Origin of the sequence: Bartonella sp. MF74HXZ (assembly GCF_042194445.1) — a bacterium.
GTDB lineage: Bacteria > Pseudomonadota > Alphaproteobacteria > Rhizobiales > Rhizobiaceae > Bartonella > Bartonella grahamii.
Map to the genome: position 1 here is coordinate 104,110 of NZ_JBHIMW010000005.1, position 18,234 is coordinate 122,343.

Annotated in this window: 15 protein-coding genes; 8 read left to right on the forward strand and 7 right to left on the reverse strand. The window is 37.6% G+C overall.

What is annotated here, in order from left to right; genetic code table 11:
* Window positions 1-216 precede the first annotated feature (216 nt).
* The 4 genes from ACFIJ8_RS05890 to ACFIJ8_RS05905 all read left to right on the forward strand — a co-directional run bounded on the left by ACFIJ8_RS05890 (window position 217) and on the right by ACFIJ8_RS05905 (window position 4,735).
* Complete coding sequence (locus ACFIJ8_RS05890) at window positions 217-1,206, forward strand: asparaginase (protein WP_012754620.1); 990 nt, start codon at window positions 217-219, stop codon at window positions 1,204-1,206.
* A 122-nt stretch (window positions 1,207-1,328) separates the two neighbouring features.
* The gene (gene coaA, locus ACFIJ8_RS05895) at window positions 1,329-2,327 is read left to right on the forward strand and encodes a type I pantothenate kinase (RefSeq protein WP_012754619.1); all 999 of its coding nucleotides are present in this window, start codon (window positions 1,329-1,331) and stop codon (window positions 2,325-2,327) included.
* Between the two features lie 13 nt (window positions 2,328-2,340).
* Window positions 2,341-3,714: a M17 family metallopeptidase gene (locus tag ACFIJ8_RS05900; RefSeq protein WP_273787787.1), complete on the forward strand. Its 1,374-nt coding sequence runs from the start codon at window positions 2,341-2,343 to the stop codon at window positions 3,712-3,714.
* Window positions 3,715-3,871: 157 nt separating this feature from the next.
* Window positions 3,872-4,735, forward strand: a complete 864-nt coding sequence (locus tag ACFIJ8_RS05905; RefSeq protein WP_375639199.1) for an NlpC/P60 family protein — start codon at window positions 3,872-3,874, stop codon at window positions 4,733-4,735.
* A gap of 792 nt (window positions 4,736-5,527) precedes the next feature.
* Here ACFIJ8_RS05905 and mutT read toward each other — a convergent pair.
* The 3 genes from mutT to ACFIJ8_RS05920 all read right to left on the reverse strand — a co-directional run bounded on the left by mutT (window position 5,528) and on the right by ACFIJ8_RS05920 (window position 8,388).
* The gene (gene mutT, locus ACFIJ8_RS05910; RefSeq protein ID WP_012754616.1) at window positions 5,528-5,941 is read right to left on the reverse strand and encodes an 8-oxo-dGTP diphosphatase MutT; all 414 of its coding nucleotides are present in this window, start codon (window positions 5,939-5,941) and stop codon (window positions 5,528-5,530) included.
* A gap of 129 nt (window positions 5,942-6,070) precedes the next feature.
* Window positions 6,071-7,303, reverse strand: a complete 1,233-nt coding sequence (argJ, locus tag ACFIJ8_RS05915) for a bifunctional glutamate N-acetyltransferase/amino-acid acetyltransferase ArgJ (protein ID WP_273787785.1) — start codon at window positions 7,301-7,303, stop codon at window positions 6,071-6,073.
* Between the two features lie 131 nt (window positions 7,304-7,434).
* Window positions 7,435-8,388, reverse strand: coding sequence for a peptidylprolyl isomerase (locus tag ACFIJ8_RS05920; RefSeq protein WP_273787784.1), 954 nt, complete (start codon window positions 8,386-8,388; stop codon window positions 7,435-7,437).
* 434 nt (window positions 8,389-8,822) lie between these two features.
* On the opposite strand from ACFIJ8_RS05920, the gene secA reads away from it, so the two are divergent.
* From secA to prmC, 4 genes are all read left to right on the forward strand, one after another.
* Entirely contained in the window at window positions 8,823-11,540 is a 2,718-nt protein-coding gene (gene secA, locus ACFIJ8_RS05925) for a preprotein translocase subunit SecA (RefSeq protein WP_375639200.1), read from the forward strand.
* Window positions 11,479-11,970 (forward strand): Fur family transcriptional regulator, encoded by a 492-nt coding sequence (locus ACFIJ8_RS05930; RefSeq protein ID WP_375639201.1) that lies wholly within the window; start codon window positions 11,479-11,481, stop codon window positions 11,968-11,970. The genes secA and ACFIJ8_RS05930 overlap by 62 nt, the downstream gene beginning before the upstream one ends.
* A gap of 223 nt (window positions 11,971-12,193) precedes the next feature.
* Entirely contained in the window at window positions 12,194-13,270 is a 1,077-nt protein-coding gene (gene prfA / locus ACFIJ8_RS05935) for a peptide chain release factor 1 (RefSeq protein WP_375628528.1), read from the forward strand.
* Complete coding sequence (gene prmC, locus ACFIJ8_RS05940; RefSeq protein WP_375639202.1) at window positions 13,267-14,133, forward strand: peptide chain release factor N(5)-glutamine methyltransferase; 867 nt, start codon at window positions 13,267-13,269, stop codon at window positions 14,131-14,133. The genes prfA and prmC overlap by 4 nt, the downstream gene beginning before the upstream one ends.
* On the opposite strand, the gene nrdF is transcribed toward prmC, so the two are convergent.
* Genes nrdF through nrdH form a run of 4 tightly spaced genes read right to left on the reverse strand, consistent with a single transcriptional unit; the run spans window position 14,130 to window position 17,870 of the window.
* A complete protein-coding gene (gene nrdF / locus ACFIJ8_RS05945; RefSeq protein WP_012754609.1) occupies window positions 14,130-15,104 on the reverse strand; it encodes a class 1b ribonucleoside-diphosphate reductase subunit beta in 975 nt (324 codons plus the stop codon). The genes prmC and nrdF overlap by 4 nt on opposite strands.
* 11 nt (window positions 15,105-15,115) lie before the next feature.
* Window positions 15,116-17,266: a class 1b ribonucleoside-diphosphate reductase subunit alpha gene (gene nrdE / locus ACFIJ8_RS05950; RefSeq protein WP_375628524.1), complete on the reverse strand. Its 2,151-nt coding sequence runs from the start codon at window positions 17,264-17,266 to the stop codon at window positions 15,116-15,118.
* The gene (nrdI, locus tag ACFIJ8_RS05955; protein ID WP_012754607.1) at window positions 17,248-17,646 is read right to left on the reverse strand and encodes a class Ib ribonucleoside-diphosphate reductase assembly flavoprotein NrdI; all 399 of its coding nucleotides are present in this window, start codon (window positions 17,644-17,646) and stop codon (window positions 17,248-17,250) included. The genes nrdE and nrdI overlap by 19 nt, the downstream gene beginning before the upstream one ends.
* Window positions 17,646-17,870 (reverse strand): glutaredoxin-like protein NrdH, encoded by a 225-nt coding sequence (gene nrdH, locus ACFIJ8_RS05960; RefSeq protein ID WP_005774163.1) that lies wholly within the window; start codon window positions 17,868-17,870, stop codon window positions 17,646-17,648. Before nrdH ends, nrdI begins: the two co-directional genes overlap by 1 nt.
* Window positions 17,871-18,234: the final 364 nt, after the last annotated feature.

Consider the following 18,234-nt stretch of genomic DNA (forward strand, 5'->3'; position numbering starts at 1 on the left):
AGACTCCTTAATATTAACTTTACTTTTTAATATTGATTTCTTTTCATACAATGTAAAACTCAACTACTATTGTCCTATTTAAGAACATATACAGCAAAACACAATGATTCAGCATAACTCAATTTGTTGAAAATGGAAAAATGATATCATTGTTGTCAATGTAAATTACTGCTAAATAGCTTTATATAAACAGTTTGTGCCTTTTAGAGGAAAATTATGAAAAAAATAGCCATAGGGACCTTAGGTGGAACAATTGCAATGACTGCTGATCGTTTTGGTCACATGCAACCGACTTTAACTTCAGATAACCTCATAAAAAGTGTTCCTGATTTAAATAACGTTGCTGATATTCATGCACAAACATTAATGCAAATACCAAGTGGATCTTTATCGTTTCAAATTCTTTTTGAAATAATCGAGTGGGCAAAACAACAAATAAATGCTGGTGCAGAAGGTATTGTTTTAACACAAGGGACTGATACTCTGGAAGAAACAGCTTTTTTTCTTTCTCTTTATTGGAAGGAAGCTGAACCACTCATCATAACCGGCGCTATGCGCATGCCTCATGAAGCAGGCGCAGACGGCCCCGCCAATATTTTAGCAGCCACTCGTGTCGCAGCAGCCCCACAAAGTCGTAACAGGGGCGTTCTTGTTGTCATAAATGATACAATTCATTCACCTTATTGGCTCTATAAAAGCCATACCGTCAAAGTCGAAACATTTCAATCAGGTCTTGCAGGTATTTTAGGAACTATTTTAGAGGGAAAACTTATTTATTTCAATGATCAAAAGCTTTTTCCGACAACGTTTGATCTTCCCCAAAACCACGATCATCAAATTGCACTTCTCTATTCCTCTTTATCATCTGATGCACAATTAATGAAACTATGCCTTGAAAGTGGGTATTATGCTGGAGTTGTTATTGCTGGTTTTGGTGCAGGACACTGTAGTTTTCAAGAAGCAGACCTTGTACAACAATATGCACAAAAAATACCAATCATTATTGCTAGTCGTTGTTGTAATGGCTCAACAACTCGTATAACTTATGGCTATAAAGGCTCAGAAATCGATATGATTGCTTCTGGTGCTCTCATGTCTGGTTATTTATCAGCCGTAAAAGCGCGTCTACTTTTATGGGCTTTTTTAGCGCAAGGGCACTCATTAGCACAAATCCGTGCAAACTGGAATGACTGGACTATAAGTTAATGAAAAATGATCTATTATCTTAAAGAAGAGAGCATGCAAAACAAAATTTATTTGAAAATCAAGCCGCTCATCTTGTCCACTTTTAATCGATTGCTGCGGCAAAAAATTCTCGACCAATACAAATGATTGATACGATTATACAAAAAATTAATCAGGAAGATAATCTGGTCAAATGCGTTTCTGACCGATATTCACCCTATCGTGTTTTTACTGCACAAGAATGGTCAGAGTTTCGTGCAGACACACCTCTTACTTTGACTTTTGATGAAATTAAGCGTTTGCGCTCTATTGATGATCCTATCGATCTTAAAGAAGTCCAACGCATTTATCTTTCTTTATCGCGTTTGTTATCATGCCATGTTGAAGCAGTACAGGAACTTTTTCACAAACGTCAGCAGTTTCTCCATCAAGAAGAGAGTAGAAAAACGCCCTTTATTATTGGAATTGCTGGTTCTGTAGCAGTAGGAAAATCAACCACGGCTCGCATTCTTCAAGAACTGTTGAAACGATGGACATCTAGTCTTAAAGTTGATCTGATCACAACGGATGGTTTTCTCTATCCTAATGCAATCTTACAGCAAAAAAATCGTATGAATCGTAAAGGATTTCCTGATTCCTATGACATTAAAAAATTGCTGTGCTTTCTTTCGGCTATAAAAGCAGGTATTGGAAATGTCCGTGCCCCGCTTTACTCACATATGACTTATGATGTTCTAGAAAATCAGACAATTACCATTGACCGTCCTGATATTTTAATTGTTGAAGGTATTAATGTATTACAGGTCAGTGATCTTCCTAAAGATGGGAAAGCTATTCCTTTCGTATCAGATTTTTTTGATTTTTCAATCTATGTCGATGCCGAAACAGAAGTCATTCGTCACTGGTATTTAGAGCGCTTTAAACGTTTGCGTAAAACAGCTTTTCAAAATCCTGAATCCTATTTTCATCGTTATGCCCTGCTCAGTGAAAAAGAAGCCTCAAAAATCGCTGAGGATCTTTGGCAAACAATTAATTTAAAAAATTTACAAGAAAATATATTGCCAACACGACCACGATCCAATCTCATTCTACGAAAAGGAAAAAATCATTTGGTCGAGTATGTCGCACTTAGACGACTATAAGGATCTCATAACTATGCAGCATTATCACATTCATTTTACCTCAACGCGTATCGATAACAGTTGCCCTATCATCTTGGTAAACCAAAGAACTCTTGCCAACTTATCACTTGATGCGTCAACAACAGCATGGATAAAAGTTAATGACTTTACTGGTAAAGCAGGACAAATACTCTTTGTTCCTCACGAAACGGGGCATTTAAAAAAAGTTTTATTTGGAATTGGAAATGGGAACGATCCCTTTATCACAGGACTGCTTGCTCAAAAACTTCCTGCTGGTCAATGGCATTTAGAAGGTACGACCTCTGATGAAATAAATGCCTATCTTGGATTAGCATTCGGTAGCTATCAATTTAATCGCTATCGTCAAAATTCTTCTTTCAAATCATTGTCTATCCATGTCAATGAGGCCGTTGATCTTAATGAACTCCAACGAATTTATGAGGCTGTCTTTTTTGTCCGTGATCTCATCAATATTCCAGCCAATGATATGACCCCTGATGCTCTCGAAAAAGAAGCACGAAAACTAGGAAAAACCTACGGTGCTCATGTCCAAAGTATTTGTGGAGATGATCTCTTAACCCATAATTTTCCGATGATTCATGCCGTAGGACGAGCAGGCAGTACTGCACCGCGACTGATTGAGTTACACTGGGGGCAAGAACATCATCCTAAAATAACGTTGGTAGGCAAAGGGGTAACTTTTGATACGGGAGGACTCGATATTAAATCAGCCAATAACATGTTGCTTATGAAAAAAGACATGGGGGGTGGAGCAAACGTTTTGGGATTGGCTAAACTTATCATGGATGCCAAATTGCCTTTCCGTCTACGTGTTTTGATTCCAGCTGTAGAAAATGCAATTTCTGCGAATGCTTACCGACCAGGTGATATTCTCAAAAGTCGTAAAGGCTTAAGTGTTGAAGTAGGTAATACAGATGCTGAAGGGCGACTTGTCCTTGCCGATGCGCTCGCCTATGGTGATGAAGAAAGTCCACAATTCATGCTTTGTATGGCTACTTTAACAGGGGCAGCGCGTATAGCATTAGGACCAGATCTCCCCGCATTTTATTGCAATGATTCAATATGGGCACAACAAATCTCTGAATCTGCTCACGCTGTTTTTGATCCTCTTTGGCAAATGCCCCTTTGGAAACCTTACCAAGAGATGTTATCATCACCAATTGCTGATCTTAACAATGTAACTGGAAATAGCTTTGCTGGCTCTATAACGGCTGCTTTATTTCTTAATTCTTTTGTTGAAAAAGCTGAACATTTTGCGCATTTTGATCTTTATGGATGGGTTCCAAAAGAAAAACCAGGATACCCTATTGGTGGATCAGCACAAACTATTCGTGCCCTTTATAATATTTTTAAAAATGAAGTTTGACACAAAATATCCACAAAGATAGACAATTTTACATCTTAAAGAATAATTGCAATCGTCTTAAACTGTGTTCTTAGTTTTGTTTGAGGATAAAAACCTTACCAATAGAGTTTTCATGAGTTTGTTTAAAAGTAAAAAGTAACAAAATGGAAGCAAAAAGATGACCTCTAAAGACCCAAGGCTTTATGCATTCAGAGATGATCTAGCAGATCAACGTCTTGAAACAGAAATTACAGCCCAGCGCTTTGTTCAAGGTGAAAAAAAACGTGTTAATACAGCGGTCGCTGGACTTTTTAAAGAAAATAGTAAAAAAAGTGAAAGACAAACAGAATGCTTATTGGGAGAAGAACTTCTCATTTTTGAACAAGGGGAAACGATGTCGTGGGGGCAATCCCTTAAAGATGGTTATGTTGGTTATATTGATACAACAGCCCTTTGTACATCAACTATAAAACAAACGCATATAGTTTCAGTACCACGTACATTTAAATATTCACACGCTGACTTACGTGGACCAATAGTGTCTCCGTTATCTATGGGAAGCAAAGTCAGTGTTGTTGATGAAATTGAAGTCCGTGACACAATGTATTCTATTCTTGAAAATGGAACAGCAATCATTACGAGCCATCTCAGCCCCATTGGACGTGTATACGAAGATTATGTCACAGTTGCAGAAACCTTTATCCGCACACCTTATCTTTGGGGTGGTGTCAGCGGTTTTGGAATTGATTGTTCGGGACTCATTCAACTCTCTATGATGATGACTGATCAAATAGTTTTACGTGACACCGATATGCAGCAAGAAACTATAGGCAGTCCTCTTACAGATACTGATAAACTTCAACGAGGCGATTTAATTTTTTGGAAAGATCATGTTGCTATTATGGTTGATCATGAAAATATTATTCATGCAAATGGTTTTTCCATGGACGTTATGATCGAGCCATTAGAAGAGGCAATTACGCGTATCGCTAAAAAAAATCAATATCCCATCGCAAAACGTCGTCCAATGCAAGAAACTTAATACATGCCTCCTATAAAAAATAATATCTTTCTCATGTTATTTATATTTCTCATTTATATACTTATTTAGGGAGATTTTTTCTTTATCTCTCATACTATATAAGGCACAGGAATGTAACTCCCTAAGAAGTCTTCTTTTCATGTTTTTCTTCTATATTTAATAATTCATTAACTATATGTTTTATTTGTTTTAAAATTGTTTTTCAAATTACATACCACTCTTTTTATTCGTACGTTATTGAACATTTTTTTGATTGAGAAATCATATAACATCAAAGAAAAATAAAAGAAAATTTATGGTTATAAAAAAATATGTTATTATATAATCATGTATTACAATAATAATTTAAGCTTTTGGTCATGTAAAACGATCTCTAACAACAAATACAAAGCGTTCTTTTTTAAAGCATTTTTTGAAATTTTTCCCATTATCGATATCTCATGAAATAAATACTCCTGATATCTCTCAGTGCATCCAAACTCATCTCACAATGATACGCGTGAAAAGGCATCATTATACACTTTGCCAATTCTCAATGTTACGATGACCCTTGGCTACTGGAGAGTGTTCTTTCAGCCCGTATTTTATTTCTTTCTTAAATAATTTTATCCACATGACTTTCCCCGCTTGGAACGTACAAAAGAATGGTTTTGGTTAATTTAATATAAAACAGATTTGAAATGAAAAAAAATTACGACTCTGGACTTTTACATTCAACATAAAAAATATAAATTATCATTTTAAATCAATATATTGAATTATATTTAAACAATATTTTCTTCTTATAACACATTAAAGAAGATGATTTTTCAATACCTGAACCAATGGTTTATCAGCATCAGGCATAGGGTATTTATCAAGATCATTAACAAAAACCCATTCTAAATTTTGCCCCTCTCGTCCTTGCGCAACTCCCTCATAATGATAACAAAGATACAACGGCATCAAGAGGTGAAATGTTGCATAGCTATGGCTTGCAAACGTTAAAGGTAATAAATTATTTGCCTGAACATACACACCAAGCTCTTCTTCTAGTTCACGAATCAATGAAATTTCTGGAGTTTCACCTTGCTCAACCTTTCCACCAGGAAACTCCCATAAACCAGCCAGCGATTTTCCTTCAGGACGCTTGGTAAGCAAAACACGATTATTTTGATCTAACAGTGCACATGCAACAACAAGAAGAAGGGAACTTTTTATACACATATCACTCTCCAATGAGAATATAAAGATAACTGTCTCTTTCTAGTATATTCCCTTACCTCAAAAAGAACTCACATATCTCATTCTCTTAAAAAATAATCGGCAGTTAAATATAGAGAGTACATCCATTCATTAACTTCTGTAATCACTATTGATCATAACGTACTCTTTTGTTAAATCGCAAGACCAAACCGTCGCCGTGCTCTTACCCAAACCGATATCAACACGAATTGTGATGTGCTTACCTTGCATATAAGTACCTATTGTCTCTTCACAATACTCAGGATCTCGTACGCCATTCACGGCCACACGATGCTCACCAAACCAAATCGTCAATAGATCACGATCGACTTCAACACCGGCCTTCCCAACTGCCATAACGACCCGCCCCCAATTCGCATCTTCACCAGCAATAGCCGTTTTTACGAGCGGTGAATTTGCAATTGATAAAGCAATAGTTTTAGCTGCATTGTTTGTTGTAGCACCCATCACATTAACCTCAATTAAATGACGAGCACCTTCGCCATCACAAACAACTTGTAGTGCAAGTTCATGCAAAAGTGCACTCAATTGTTTCACAAAAACTCCATAACGCTGATCAGATTTACTTGTAAGACATGGGAAATGTTCTTTTCCTGTCGCAAACAACATAAGCGTATCTGAAGTTGAAGTATCGCTATCAACAGTAATTGAATTGAAAGAACCCTCAACTGCCTCTGATAACATGGATTGGAGTACATCCGAAGAAATAGTAGCGTCACTAACCACAAACGACAGCATTGTCGCCATATCGGGTGCAATCATACCAGCACCTTTTGCAATTCCATGAATGGTAACACTCTCTCCCCCACAGTCAAAAGTGCGCGTCGCAAGTTTTGGAAATGTGTCCGTTGTCATTATGGCTTTTGCAGCTTCCAACCAATTTCCCTCTTCTGCTGTCTCTGCCATACTTGGTAAAAGATTGACAATACCCGATGCATCCATTGGTTCACCAATAACCCCCGTAGAAGCTATAAAAATTTCATCTCCTCTAACCTTTAAAGCGTTTGCTGCTGCACAGATGATTTCATTGGTTGTGTGCTTTCCTTTGCTTCCTGTAAAAGCATTTGCATTTCCAGAATTCACAACAACACCCCTCGCAACCCCATGAGGAAGCGATGCACGACAATGCTCTACAGGAGCAGACGGACATTTTGAACGGGTAAAAACACCGGCCACACTCACTGGCTTATCGAATATGATGAAAAGAAGATCTGTACGATCTTTATATTTAATCCCAGCTTCAGCTGTTGCTATCCGTACCCCAGATAAGGGAGAAAGCTCCTGGATCTTTTGAGGCGACAAAGGAGAAATTTTCAAAACCACAATATGCTCTCTGTAAAAATAAATGAAATGATTGCAAATCAATAACCCCTCATAGAAAACTGCTAGGCTTTTTAAACAAAACTAACCTAGCAAATTATCTATTAAAGAGGCTATCCACTTATTTTTCTTAGCTATTCTGTATCTTCTTCATCTGATGTCTCATCGGGAAGTAGCGTCCCATTTTGATGAAGCGATTCCATGATTTTTGTAACATTAGGATCAGGGTATTTCACATCCATCTTGCTACGCAAATCAACAATCAGTTCTTGATAGCGCTTTTTTATCAGCTGTGTCCGCAACATCTCTTTAACATCATCAAATGCAGGAGGTTGTTTCAAACGACGATCTTCTAATTTAATAATATGCCAACCAAAAGGACTTTCAACGGGTTGTTTAGTGTATTCGCCAATTTTCAAACCAAATGCAGCATCTTCAAAAGGCTTGACCATTTGACCATGGCTAAAATAACCAAGATCACCCCCAACGGCAGCAGAACCATCTGTTGAACTTTTCTTTGCAATCTCTTCAAAATTTTCGCCTTTATTTAAATGCTTAATGATAGCTTCTGCTTCTTTTCTCGTTTTGACCAAAATATGACGCGCTTTAACCTCATCTTCTTTAGGTAAAGCAGCGACTTCTTGCTTATAAAGAGCTTCCAAATCAGTATCCGAGATTTTGTCAACAATCGCCTGTTTAAAATAAAGCTGTTGAAGAACATTGTCACGCATGACTGCCATACGTTTATCGTAAGCTTCTGTCTTATCAAGACCTTTGCTTCTTGCTGCTTTTGCAAGTGCCTGCATATCTAAATAAGCTTTCAGAACCATCATACGGCGTTGTTCATCAGGAAAACGTGCTAAATTAGGATTTATTTCAAGCGCTAAATCATCTAATTGGCCTGCTGTAATATTCTTCCCATCAATAACCGCCATAACATGAGAAGGAGAAACGGCTTTTTCAGAAGCTTTCTCCAAAGTCTTTAAATCATTCGACGATGAATTCAAACCTTCTTGGGCTCTCACCCCTAAACTTGTACTTGCCAATAAAGTTGATGCTAAAAAAAGCGTGATAAAGTTAAATTTCATAAATATACTCCTTAAAAATGAAGGCAGGTTCAAGATTCCAATTTTCTTTACCATAACACTTTAACCTTTAAACATAGAGAAATAAATTAGTAATTTTATTTTAAAAAAGTATAAAATTGTCCTTTTATCTGAGTTGCTCCAATCCTATCTAATGCAGATGAAAACATGATAATAGAGAAAAATGACATATTGTATCTTAAATTACTTTGTATTGTATCAGTTAAATAGCGTACCTAAAGTTGACATAGAGCGCTTAGCCTCTTATCTCTACTTTACAATTAAAGTGAAAAATTGCACACCAACAAGTATAATGGTACCATCTGCGTTTCATGATGTCTCTAATCATATCAGATAACTTGAAGAAAATGTAGAGTATGGGGAAAGCGTATGAATTACCCAACAAGAGTGACAACAATTAAAAGAAAGGGCCAGAGATGGTCAGTTTAGGTGTTTTTGCCCGTAAGTTTTTTGGTTCAGCTCATGAGCGACGTCTCAAAGCACTCCGCCAAAAAGTTGCACAAATTAATGCTTTGGAAGAACAATTTGTAAAATTAAGTGATGAGCAGCTTTGCCAAAAAACAGATGCCTTTCGTAAACGTCTTAGTGAAGGTGAAAGTGTTGATTTGCTCTTACCAGAAGCTTTCGCAACTGTTCGTGAAGCCGCAAAACGTGTTTATGACATGCGTCCTTTTGACGTGCAACTTATTGGTGGAATGGTCCTTCACGACTGTGGCATAGCTGAAATGCGTACTGGTGAAGGTAAAACATTAATGGCAACTTTACCAATTTATCTCAATGCATTGGAAGGTAAAGGCGTTCATGTTGTGACAGTAAATGATTATCTCGCCAGTCGTGATGCTGAAACAATGGGGAAAATTTTTAGTTTTCTAGGGCTTACAACAGGCGTGATTCTTCATGATCTTGATAGTGATGCCCGCCGAGAGGCCTATGCATGCGACATCACCTATGCCACAAATAATGAACTAGGTTTTGATTATTTGCGTGATAATATGGCCTTCGATCGTAGTCAAATGGTCCAACGTGGACATCATTACGCAATTGTTGATGAAGTTGATTCGATTCTTATTGATGAAGCCCGTACACCCCTTATTATTTCTGGTCCTCTAGAAGATCGTACTGACTTCTATAACCTTATTGATACATTTATTCCTGCCTTAACTCCAGAAGACTATGAAATAGACGAAAAACAAAAAACAACGACTTTTACCGAAGTTGGTACTGAAAAAATTGAAAAAATGCTCGAACAGGCTGGACATCTTAAAGGTGAAAGCCTTTATGACATAGAAAATGTCGCTATCGTTCATCATGTCAATAATGCTCTAAAAGCTCATAAACTGTTTGCTCGCGATAAAGATTACATTGTTCGCAATGATGAAATCGTTATTATTGACGAATTTACAGGGCGAATGATGCCTGGGCGGCGTTATTCTGAAGGACTTCATCAAGCGTTAGAAGCTAAGGAGCATGTTGCTATTCAACCAGAAAACCAGACACTTGCTTCCATCACTTTCCAAAATTACTTCCGTATGTATAGGAAATTATCTGGAATGACTGGAACTGCAACAACAGAAGCCGAAGAATTCAGAAATATTTATGGTCTTGACGTTGTTGAAGTCCCTACAAATTTGCCAATACAACGTATTGATGAAGATGATGAAATTTATCGAACAGCAGAAGAGAAATATCGGGCAATTGTGCGTGATATCCGTCAAGCACACGAAAAAGAACAGCCTATTCTTGTTGGAACAACCTCTATTGAAAAATCAGAACAATTGGCAGAGCGTTTGCGAAAAGAAGGCATTACCGATTTTAGAGTCTTAAATGCTCGCTATCACGAACAAGAAGCATACATCATTGCGCAAGCAGGAGTTCCTAGAGCTCTCACCATCGCAACCAACATGGCAGGACGCGGTACGGATATACAACTTGGTGGTAATGTTGAAATGCGCATCCGACAAGAGTTACAGGATATCCCCGAAGGTCCAGAGCGGACAGCTAAAATTGAAGAAATAAAAAAAGATGTTCAGAAGCTTAAAGACAAAGCTTTAGCGGCTGGTGGTCTTTACGTCATTGCGACGGAACGTCATGAAAGCCGTCGTATTGATAACCAGCTTCGTGGACGTTCTGGTCGCCAAGGCGATCCAGGTCGCTCAAAATTCTTTCTTTCTCTTCAAGATGATCTTATGCGTATCTTTGGCTCCAATCGTATGGATGGTATGCTGCAAAAACTTGGATTGAAAGAAAATGAAGCTATTATCCATCCATGGATTAATAAAGCCCTTGAAAAAGCACAAAAAAAGGTCGAAGCACGAAACTTTGAAATTCGTAAAAATCTGTTAAAATATGATGATGTCATGAATGATCAACGCAAGGTTATTTTTGAACAGCGTATGGAGATCATGGACGCAGATGATTTATCAGAAATGATCCTTGAAATGCGCAATGAAGTCGTAGAGGATCTCGTAGAGGCTTGTATTCCATCAGGGACATATTCTGAAAAATGGGATGTAAAAACTCTCGAAGAAGAACTTCAACAACTCTTTAATCTTGAGCTTCCAGTAGAAGAGTGGGCAAAAGAAGATGGAATTGCCGAGGAGCAAATTTTGGAGCGTGTATCAGATGCTGTTACAAAACTTGAAAATGAACGTACTGAACGCTATTCTCCAGAAGTTATGGCTTATTTTCACAAGGCAGTATTGCTCGAAACTATTGACACGTTATGGCGTGAACATCTGGTGAGTTTAGACCATTTGCGTTCTGTTGTTGGTTTTCGTGGTTATGCGCAGCGGGATCCGCTCAATGAATATAAGACAGAATCTTTTGAACTCTTTCAAAGTATGTTGAGAAATTTGCGCCGAATTGTCACTTCTAAGCTTATGCGCTTTGAAATCATTCAACAACCTACAGAACCGACCATGCCTGAGCAAACTGATGCTGCTTCTTCTGTCTTTAATGATAAAAGTCAAGAAAATGCTCCCACCTTATGGGCACGATCACAAGAAAATAGATTTGTTAATCCACAAAATCGTGACCCTAATGATATAACCACATGGGGAAAAGTTGGACGTAATGAGCGTTGTCCTTGCGGTTCAGAGAAAAAATACAAACACTGTCATGGAGCCTTTGTTTGAAAAGCAAACTATGAAAATGAATAAAAAGCGAAATTATGAGCAAGAATTGCGCACAGCTGGTTTAAGAGTAACACGTCAACGACGAGTTATTCTTGATATTTTGACTGATACAAATGATCATCCCAATGCATTTGAAATTTTTCAGCGTGCAAACGAAATAGATTCGAGTATTTCACTCTCAACTGTTTATCGAACCATGAAAACATTAGAAGGAAATGGAACAATTCATCGCCATAGCTTTAGTGGTGGTCCATCTCGTTTTGAGCAAGCAGATGGGCGACATCATGATCATCTCATTGATATAGAAACAGGACAAGTTATCGAGTTTCATTCTGATGTTATTGAAAAGCTGCAAGAGGAAATTGCAAAATCCCTTGGCTATGATATTATTCACCATCGCCTTGAACTTTACGGAAAAAAAAACTCTTAAAAAAGTGATTATATATCATTAGATAAAATACCTCAAGTAAATCAAGTTTTATAAAAATTTACCTTTAAGATATAATAGTTTCCATTGGCAAAAAAAAAATTTTTGCTCTATTACCCCTTTTTGTATGATGCTATACGGTAATTCACTGTCAGCATTATAACAAAAAATCATTGCAACAAAATATTATAAAAATTGTATTATGAAAAATTAGGCCAATATTATCATGGTTTCTTTGCCACAAGATCGTATGAGACAGCTTGAAAAGCGCTTTGAAATAATTGAAAGCCAAATGACGACTAATCCAAATGCTGAAACATATGTCAAATTAGCTTCTGAATATGCAGAACTACAACCCGTTATTGCCTCTATACGCGCATTAAATGCTCTTTACAGAGAGATTACAGAATTAGAAACAATTATCAATGATAAACAAACAGACCTAGAGATGCGTAATCTTGCCCAAGAAGAGCTACCATTGTTATATAAAAAAGTAGAGCAATTTGAAAAAGAACTCCAGATTCTGCTTTTGCCTAAAGATGTTGCTGATGAAAAAAACGCTATTGTTGAAATTCGAGCAGGAACGGGTGGATCAGAAGCAGCACTTTTTTCCGGTGATCTTTTCCGCATGTATGAACGTTATGCCCATGCTCACCATTGGAAAGTAGAAGTTATTTCACTCAGTGAGGGAGAAGTTGGCGGATATAAAGAGATTATTGCTACTATCTCAGGAAAAGGTGTCTTTTCTAAATTGAAATATGAATCAGGGGTTCATCGTGTGCAACGCATCCCCGAAACAGAAACCGGTGGACGGATCCATACATCTGCTGCTACCGTTGCAGTCCTTCCGGAGGCTGAAGAAATTGATATTGATATTCGCCCTGAAGATATTCGTATTGACACAATGCGTGCATCTGGAGCAGGAGGACAGCATGTTAATACAACGGATTCAGCTGTTCGTATCACGCATATCCCAACAGGAATTATGGTCGTACAAGCAGAAAAATCACAACATCAAAACCGAGCACGAGCCCTTCAAATTTTACGGGCACGCTTATTCGATATCGAACGACAAAAAGCGGAAAGTGAACGTTCAGCTTCTCGTAAAAGCCAAGTTGGTTCTGGTGATCGTTCAGAACGTATTCGTACCTATAATTTTCCACAAGGACGTGTCACGGATCACCGTATTAATCTAACCTTGTATAAGCTTGATCGCATTCTAGAGGGAGATCTTGATGAGCTTCTTCATGCACTCATCTCAGATCATCAAACAACACTGCTGATGGAAATGGATAATAATTGAGAAAATATTCTTTCAAGAATGTCATCCAACAAATGCAAGAAAAATTGCGCACGAAAGGAATTGCTGAAGCCGATCTCGATGCGAAAATACTCGTTGAATGGATAACAGGAATAAATGCTGCTGAAAGAATTTCTAAACCAGATATGCATCTGTCTTCTGAGCATATTATACAAATAGAACAGGCTTTACAACGGCGTATTGCAGGCGAACCCGTCTATCGTATTATAGGAGCACGAGAATTTTATGGTATATCTTTTACATTGTCTCAAGAGACGTTAGAACCTCGTCCTGATACAGAAACGCTGATAGATCTTGTTCTCCCTTTTCTCCAAAAACAGGTCGAAAATTCGGGAAGAACAACATTCCTTGATATGGGAACAGGAAGTGGCGCCATTGCCATTACACTCCTTAAACAAATTCCCCAATCCTATGCGGTGGCAGTCGATATTTCTGAAGATGCCCTTAAAACAGCGAAAAAAAATGCAAAGAATGCTGAAGTAGCACACCGCTTCACACCTCTTCTTAGCGACTGGTTTGATGCTGTCGCAGATCGCTTTGATTTCATTGTTTCCAATCCACCTTATATTCCCGCACAAGATATCAAAAAACTTGCAAAAGAAGTGCACTTACATGACCCATTGCGCGCCCTGATAGGAGGGGAAGATGGACTTTATTTTTATCGAAAACTCGCCCATGAAGCAGCCAACTACTTAAAAGAAAACGGCTATGTCGCTGTTGAAATTGGTTACTCTCAAGAAAATGAAGTCTGCAATTTATTTAAAAAAAATGGTTTTCAATGTTTAGAAGTGCGTAAAGATCTAAGTGGAATACCCCGCGCACTTCTATTTGCATGCAAACATTAAAATTCCCAATCATCATCCGTGGTAGCAACCGCCTTGCCAATGACATAAGAAGAACCTGCCCCTGAAAAAAAGTCATGATTTTCGTCAGAGTTTGGTGATAAAGCTGCCAAAATAGCGGGATTAACACGACAAACCTCAGGGGGAAAAAGAGCTTCAAAACCTAAATTCATTAAAGCCTTGTTAGCATTATAATGAAGAAAAATTTTAACATCTTCTGTCAATCCAAGTGCATCATAAAGATCTTCAGTATATTTGCACTCGATATTATAAAGGTCAAAGAGCAGGTTAAAAGCAAAATCTTTAATTTCTTTCTTTTTGGCTTCATCAAGCTTTGCAAAGCCCAATTGGAATTTATAACCTATATAATAACCATGGACTGCTTCATCACGAATGATTAATCGAATGAGATCTGCTGTATTGGTCAACTTAGCGCGACTGGCCCAATACATGGGCAAATAAAAGCCAGAATAAAATAAAAAGCTTTCCAGCAAAGTCGAAGCAATTTTTTTCTTAAGTGGATCATTTGCTTCATAACGCTCAAGTACTAATCTAGCCTTTTTCTGCAAATGAATATTTTCTTCTGACCATCTAAACGCATCATCAACTTCTACCGTCGAACAAAGGGTTGAAAAAATAGAGGAATAAGAACGTGCATGAACCGCTTCCATGAAAGCAATATTCGTCAACACTGCCTCCTCATGCTCTGTTATTGCATCAGCCAGAAGCGAAATGGCTCCAACAGTATTTTGAATTGTATCTAAAAGCGTTAGTCCTGTAAAAACACGAATTGTTAATTTACGTTCTTCATCTGTTAAGCTTGACCATGAGGGAATATCATTGGAAAGTGGAACCTTCTCAGGTAACCAAAAGTTCCCAGTTAAGCGGTTCCATACTTCAAGATCTTTCTCATCATGTAATCTATTCCAATTAACAGCGCACACAACAGGATTTTTGGTTGTAATCTTTGTCATATGATGATCTCCTATAAACTGCACGAAACACAGCCTTCAACTTCTGTTCCACTTAATGCTACTTGCCGTAATCGTACATAGTAAATACTCTTTATACCCTTTTTCCAGGCATAAATTTGTGCGCGGTTAATATCACGTGTGGTAGCGGTATCAGGAAAAAATAATGTTAATGAAAGACCTTGATCAACATGCTGTGTTGCAGCAGCATAGGTATCTATAATTTTTTCAGGACCAATCTCATAAGCATCTTGGTAAAAATTCAAATTCGTATTATCCATATAAGGAGCGGGATAATAAACGCGCCCAATTTTTCCCTCTTTGCGAATTTCAATTTTTGAAGCAATTGGATGAATAGAAGAAGTGGCATGATTAATATAGGAAATAGATCCCGTAGGTGGAACTGCCTGCAAATTACGGTTATAAAGCCCATACTCAATGACTAATTTTTTGAGTTCCTGCCAATCCTTTTGATCTGGGATAACAATATTGTTCCGTGCAAAAAGCTCTTGCACAAGCGCAAATTGCGGTTTCCATTCTTTTTCAATATATTTTTCGAAAAAACGTCCATCTGCATAAGCTGATTTTTCAAACCCTGCAAACATTTCTTGACGTTCACGTGCAATCAAATTGGAAGCTCGTATGGCGTGATATGTCACAATATAAAAATAGATATTGGTAAAATCTATCGCTTCTGGAGACCCATAATAGATCTGTTCACGCGCTAGAAACCCATGCAAATTCATTTGTCCCAAACCAATCGCATGACTTTCAGCATTGCCTTTCGCAATGGAAGGCACACAGGCAATATTACTCATATCCGAAACCGCAGTAAGGGCACGAACAGCAGATTCCACGGTCTGTCCGAAATCAGGACTTTCCATTGCTTTGGCAATATTCATGGATCCAAGATTACAGGATATATCACTTCCAATCGTGCGATAAGTTAAATCTGTCTCCAGTTCACTTGCTTCACTCACCTGCAAAATTTCTGAACATAAATTGCTCATACTTATGCGCCCAGCTATTGGGTTCGATCGATTAGCAGTATCCTCAAATAAAATATAGGGATAACCCGACTCAAATTGAATTTCTGCTAATGTCTGGAAAAAAACGCGTGCACTTATTTTCTTTTTACGAATCTTTGCATTATCAACAAAAGAACGATAATGCTCCGTTAAAGAAATATCGCTAAAGGGCTTACCTGTCACACGCTCGATATCATAAGATGAGAAGAGATACATGTCCTCATTATTCCGTGCAAGCTCAAAAGTAATATCAGGAATAACGACACCAAGCGAAAGCGTTTTGATTCTAACTTTTTCATCAGCATTTTCACGCTTTGTATCCAAAAACTTCATAATATCTAAATGGTGAGCATGCAAATAAACAGCTCCAGCCCCCTGTCGTGCCCCAAGCTGATTGGCGTAAGAAAAAGAATCTTCCAAGAGTTTCATCACCGGTAAGACTCCTGAGGACTGATTTTCTATTTGCTTAATTGGTGCCCCAGCTTCCCGCAAATTCGTTAAACAAAGCGCCACACCTCCACCACGTTTTGAAAGCTGCAAAGCAGAATTAACCGAACGACCTATCGATTCCATATTATCTTCAACACGTAGCAAAAAACACGAAACCAATTCACCACGTTGTTTTTTCCCAGCATTTAAAAATGTCGGTGTTGCCGGCTGAAACCGTCCTGTAATAATTTCATCCACAAAACTTTCAGCAAGAGCTTTATTCCCTTGTGCCAAATATAAAGCTACAAGACAGACACGATCTTCATAACGTTCAAGATAACGTTTCCCATCAAAAGTCTTTAATGTATAGCTGGTATAGTACTTAAATGCGCCTAAAAAGGTAGGGAAACGAAACTTAAATGCATAAGCACGTTTAAAAAGCTTTTTAATAAAAGAAAAATCATAAAGCTCAAATAAAGCTTTTTCATAATAACCTTCTTCAATTAAGTAGTCTATTTTTTCCTTCAGGTTATGAAAAAAAACTGTATTTTGATTAACATGCTGAAGAAAATATTGCCGTGCGGCAAGCCGGTCCATATCAAATTGAATATGACCATTTTCATCATAAAGATTAAGCATTGCATTCAGCGCATGATAATCAGTAATCTGATCCGATTTCTGCGATTGTCCTATACCAATTGTTTCCAAAATCTTTCCAATCCCTTTTTTACATAAAGAACGTCTTCATCAGTTCCACGCAGCTCAAAACGATAAAGGCAAGGTACACAACATTTTTCAGCAATGATTTTACTTGCTAAATTATAATAACAACCAAAATTACGATTCCCACCACCAATGACACCACGAATTAATTTTCGGTTCTCAGCTTCATTAAGAAAATGGATAACGGCTTTCGGCACTGCTCCTCTTCCTTCACCATCTGCATATGTAGGAACAACCAGTACATAAGGTTCACCAACCAATGCAGAAGGCTTTCTTTTATCAATTTTGAAGAGTCGTTGACCAAGTTGCGAGACAAAATGTTCTGTATTACCCGTTGCACTCGAATAATAAACAATAAGCCCCATTAAGCACAAAGACCACTAATCATATCTGGTCTAAAACCAGACCAATGATTTTCACCACAAACAACGACAGGAACCTGACGATACCCCAGAGATTGAACAAAACTGTATGCTTGTTCATCACAAGAAATATCAACAACGCGATAATGAATGCCTTTTGCATCAAAAGCACGGCGTGTAGCATCACATTGGACACAAGATGGTTTGCTATAAATAGTGATCGACATTTTCTTCAACTTTCACAATTCCAAATAATCAACCCTAAAGGGTCAATCTAATAATTTTATAAGTACTCAAGAATAACAAAAAAACAGAAATTGTACGCAAAACATGTGGTTATTTTCAAATAGTACACAGCTTCCTGAACATAACAGAATTCCTCATCAAATAACTTCAAAGACTATGATGAGAATAAGCGATTATTCTATAACTTAAATGGCAAAGCCCCCCAGTTATAAAACAATCTTTTTCTTGCATTACAATTCCCTCCTGCTGTCTAAAAAACTAACGTTCTAAACTACCGTTTTTCAAGAGCTCTGTTTTACTCTTTTACGGCAAAAATCAATTACAAAAACGAAAGGAATCCTTCCA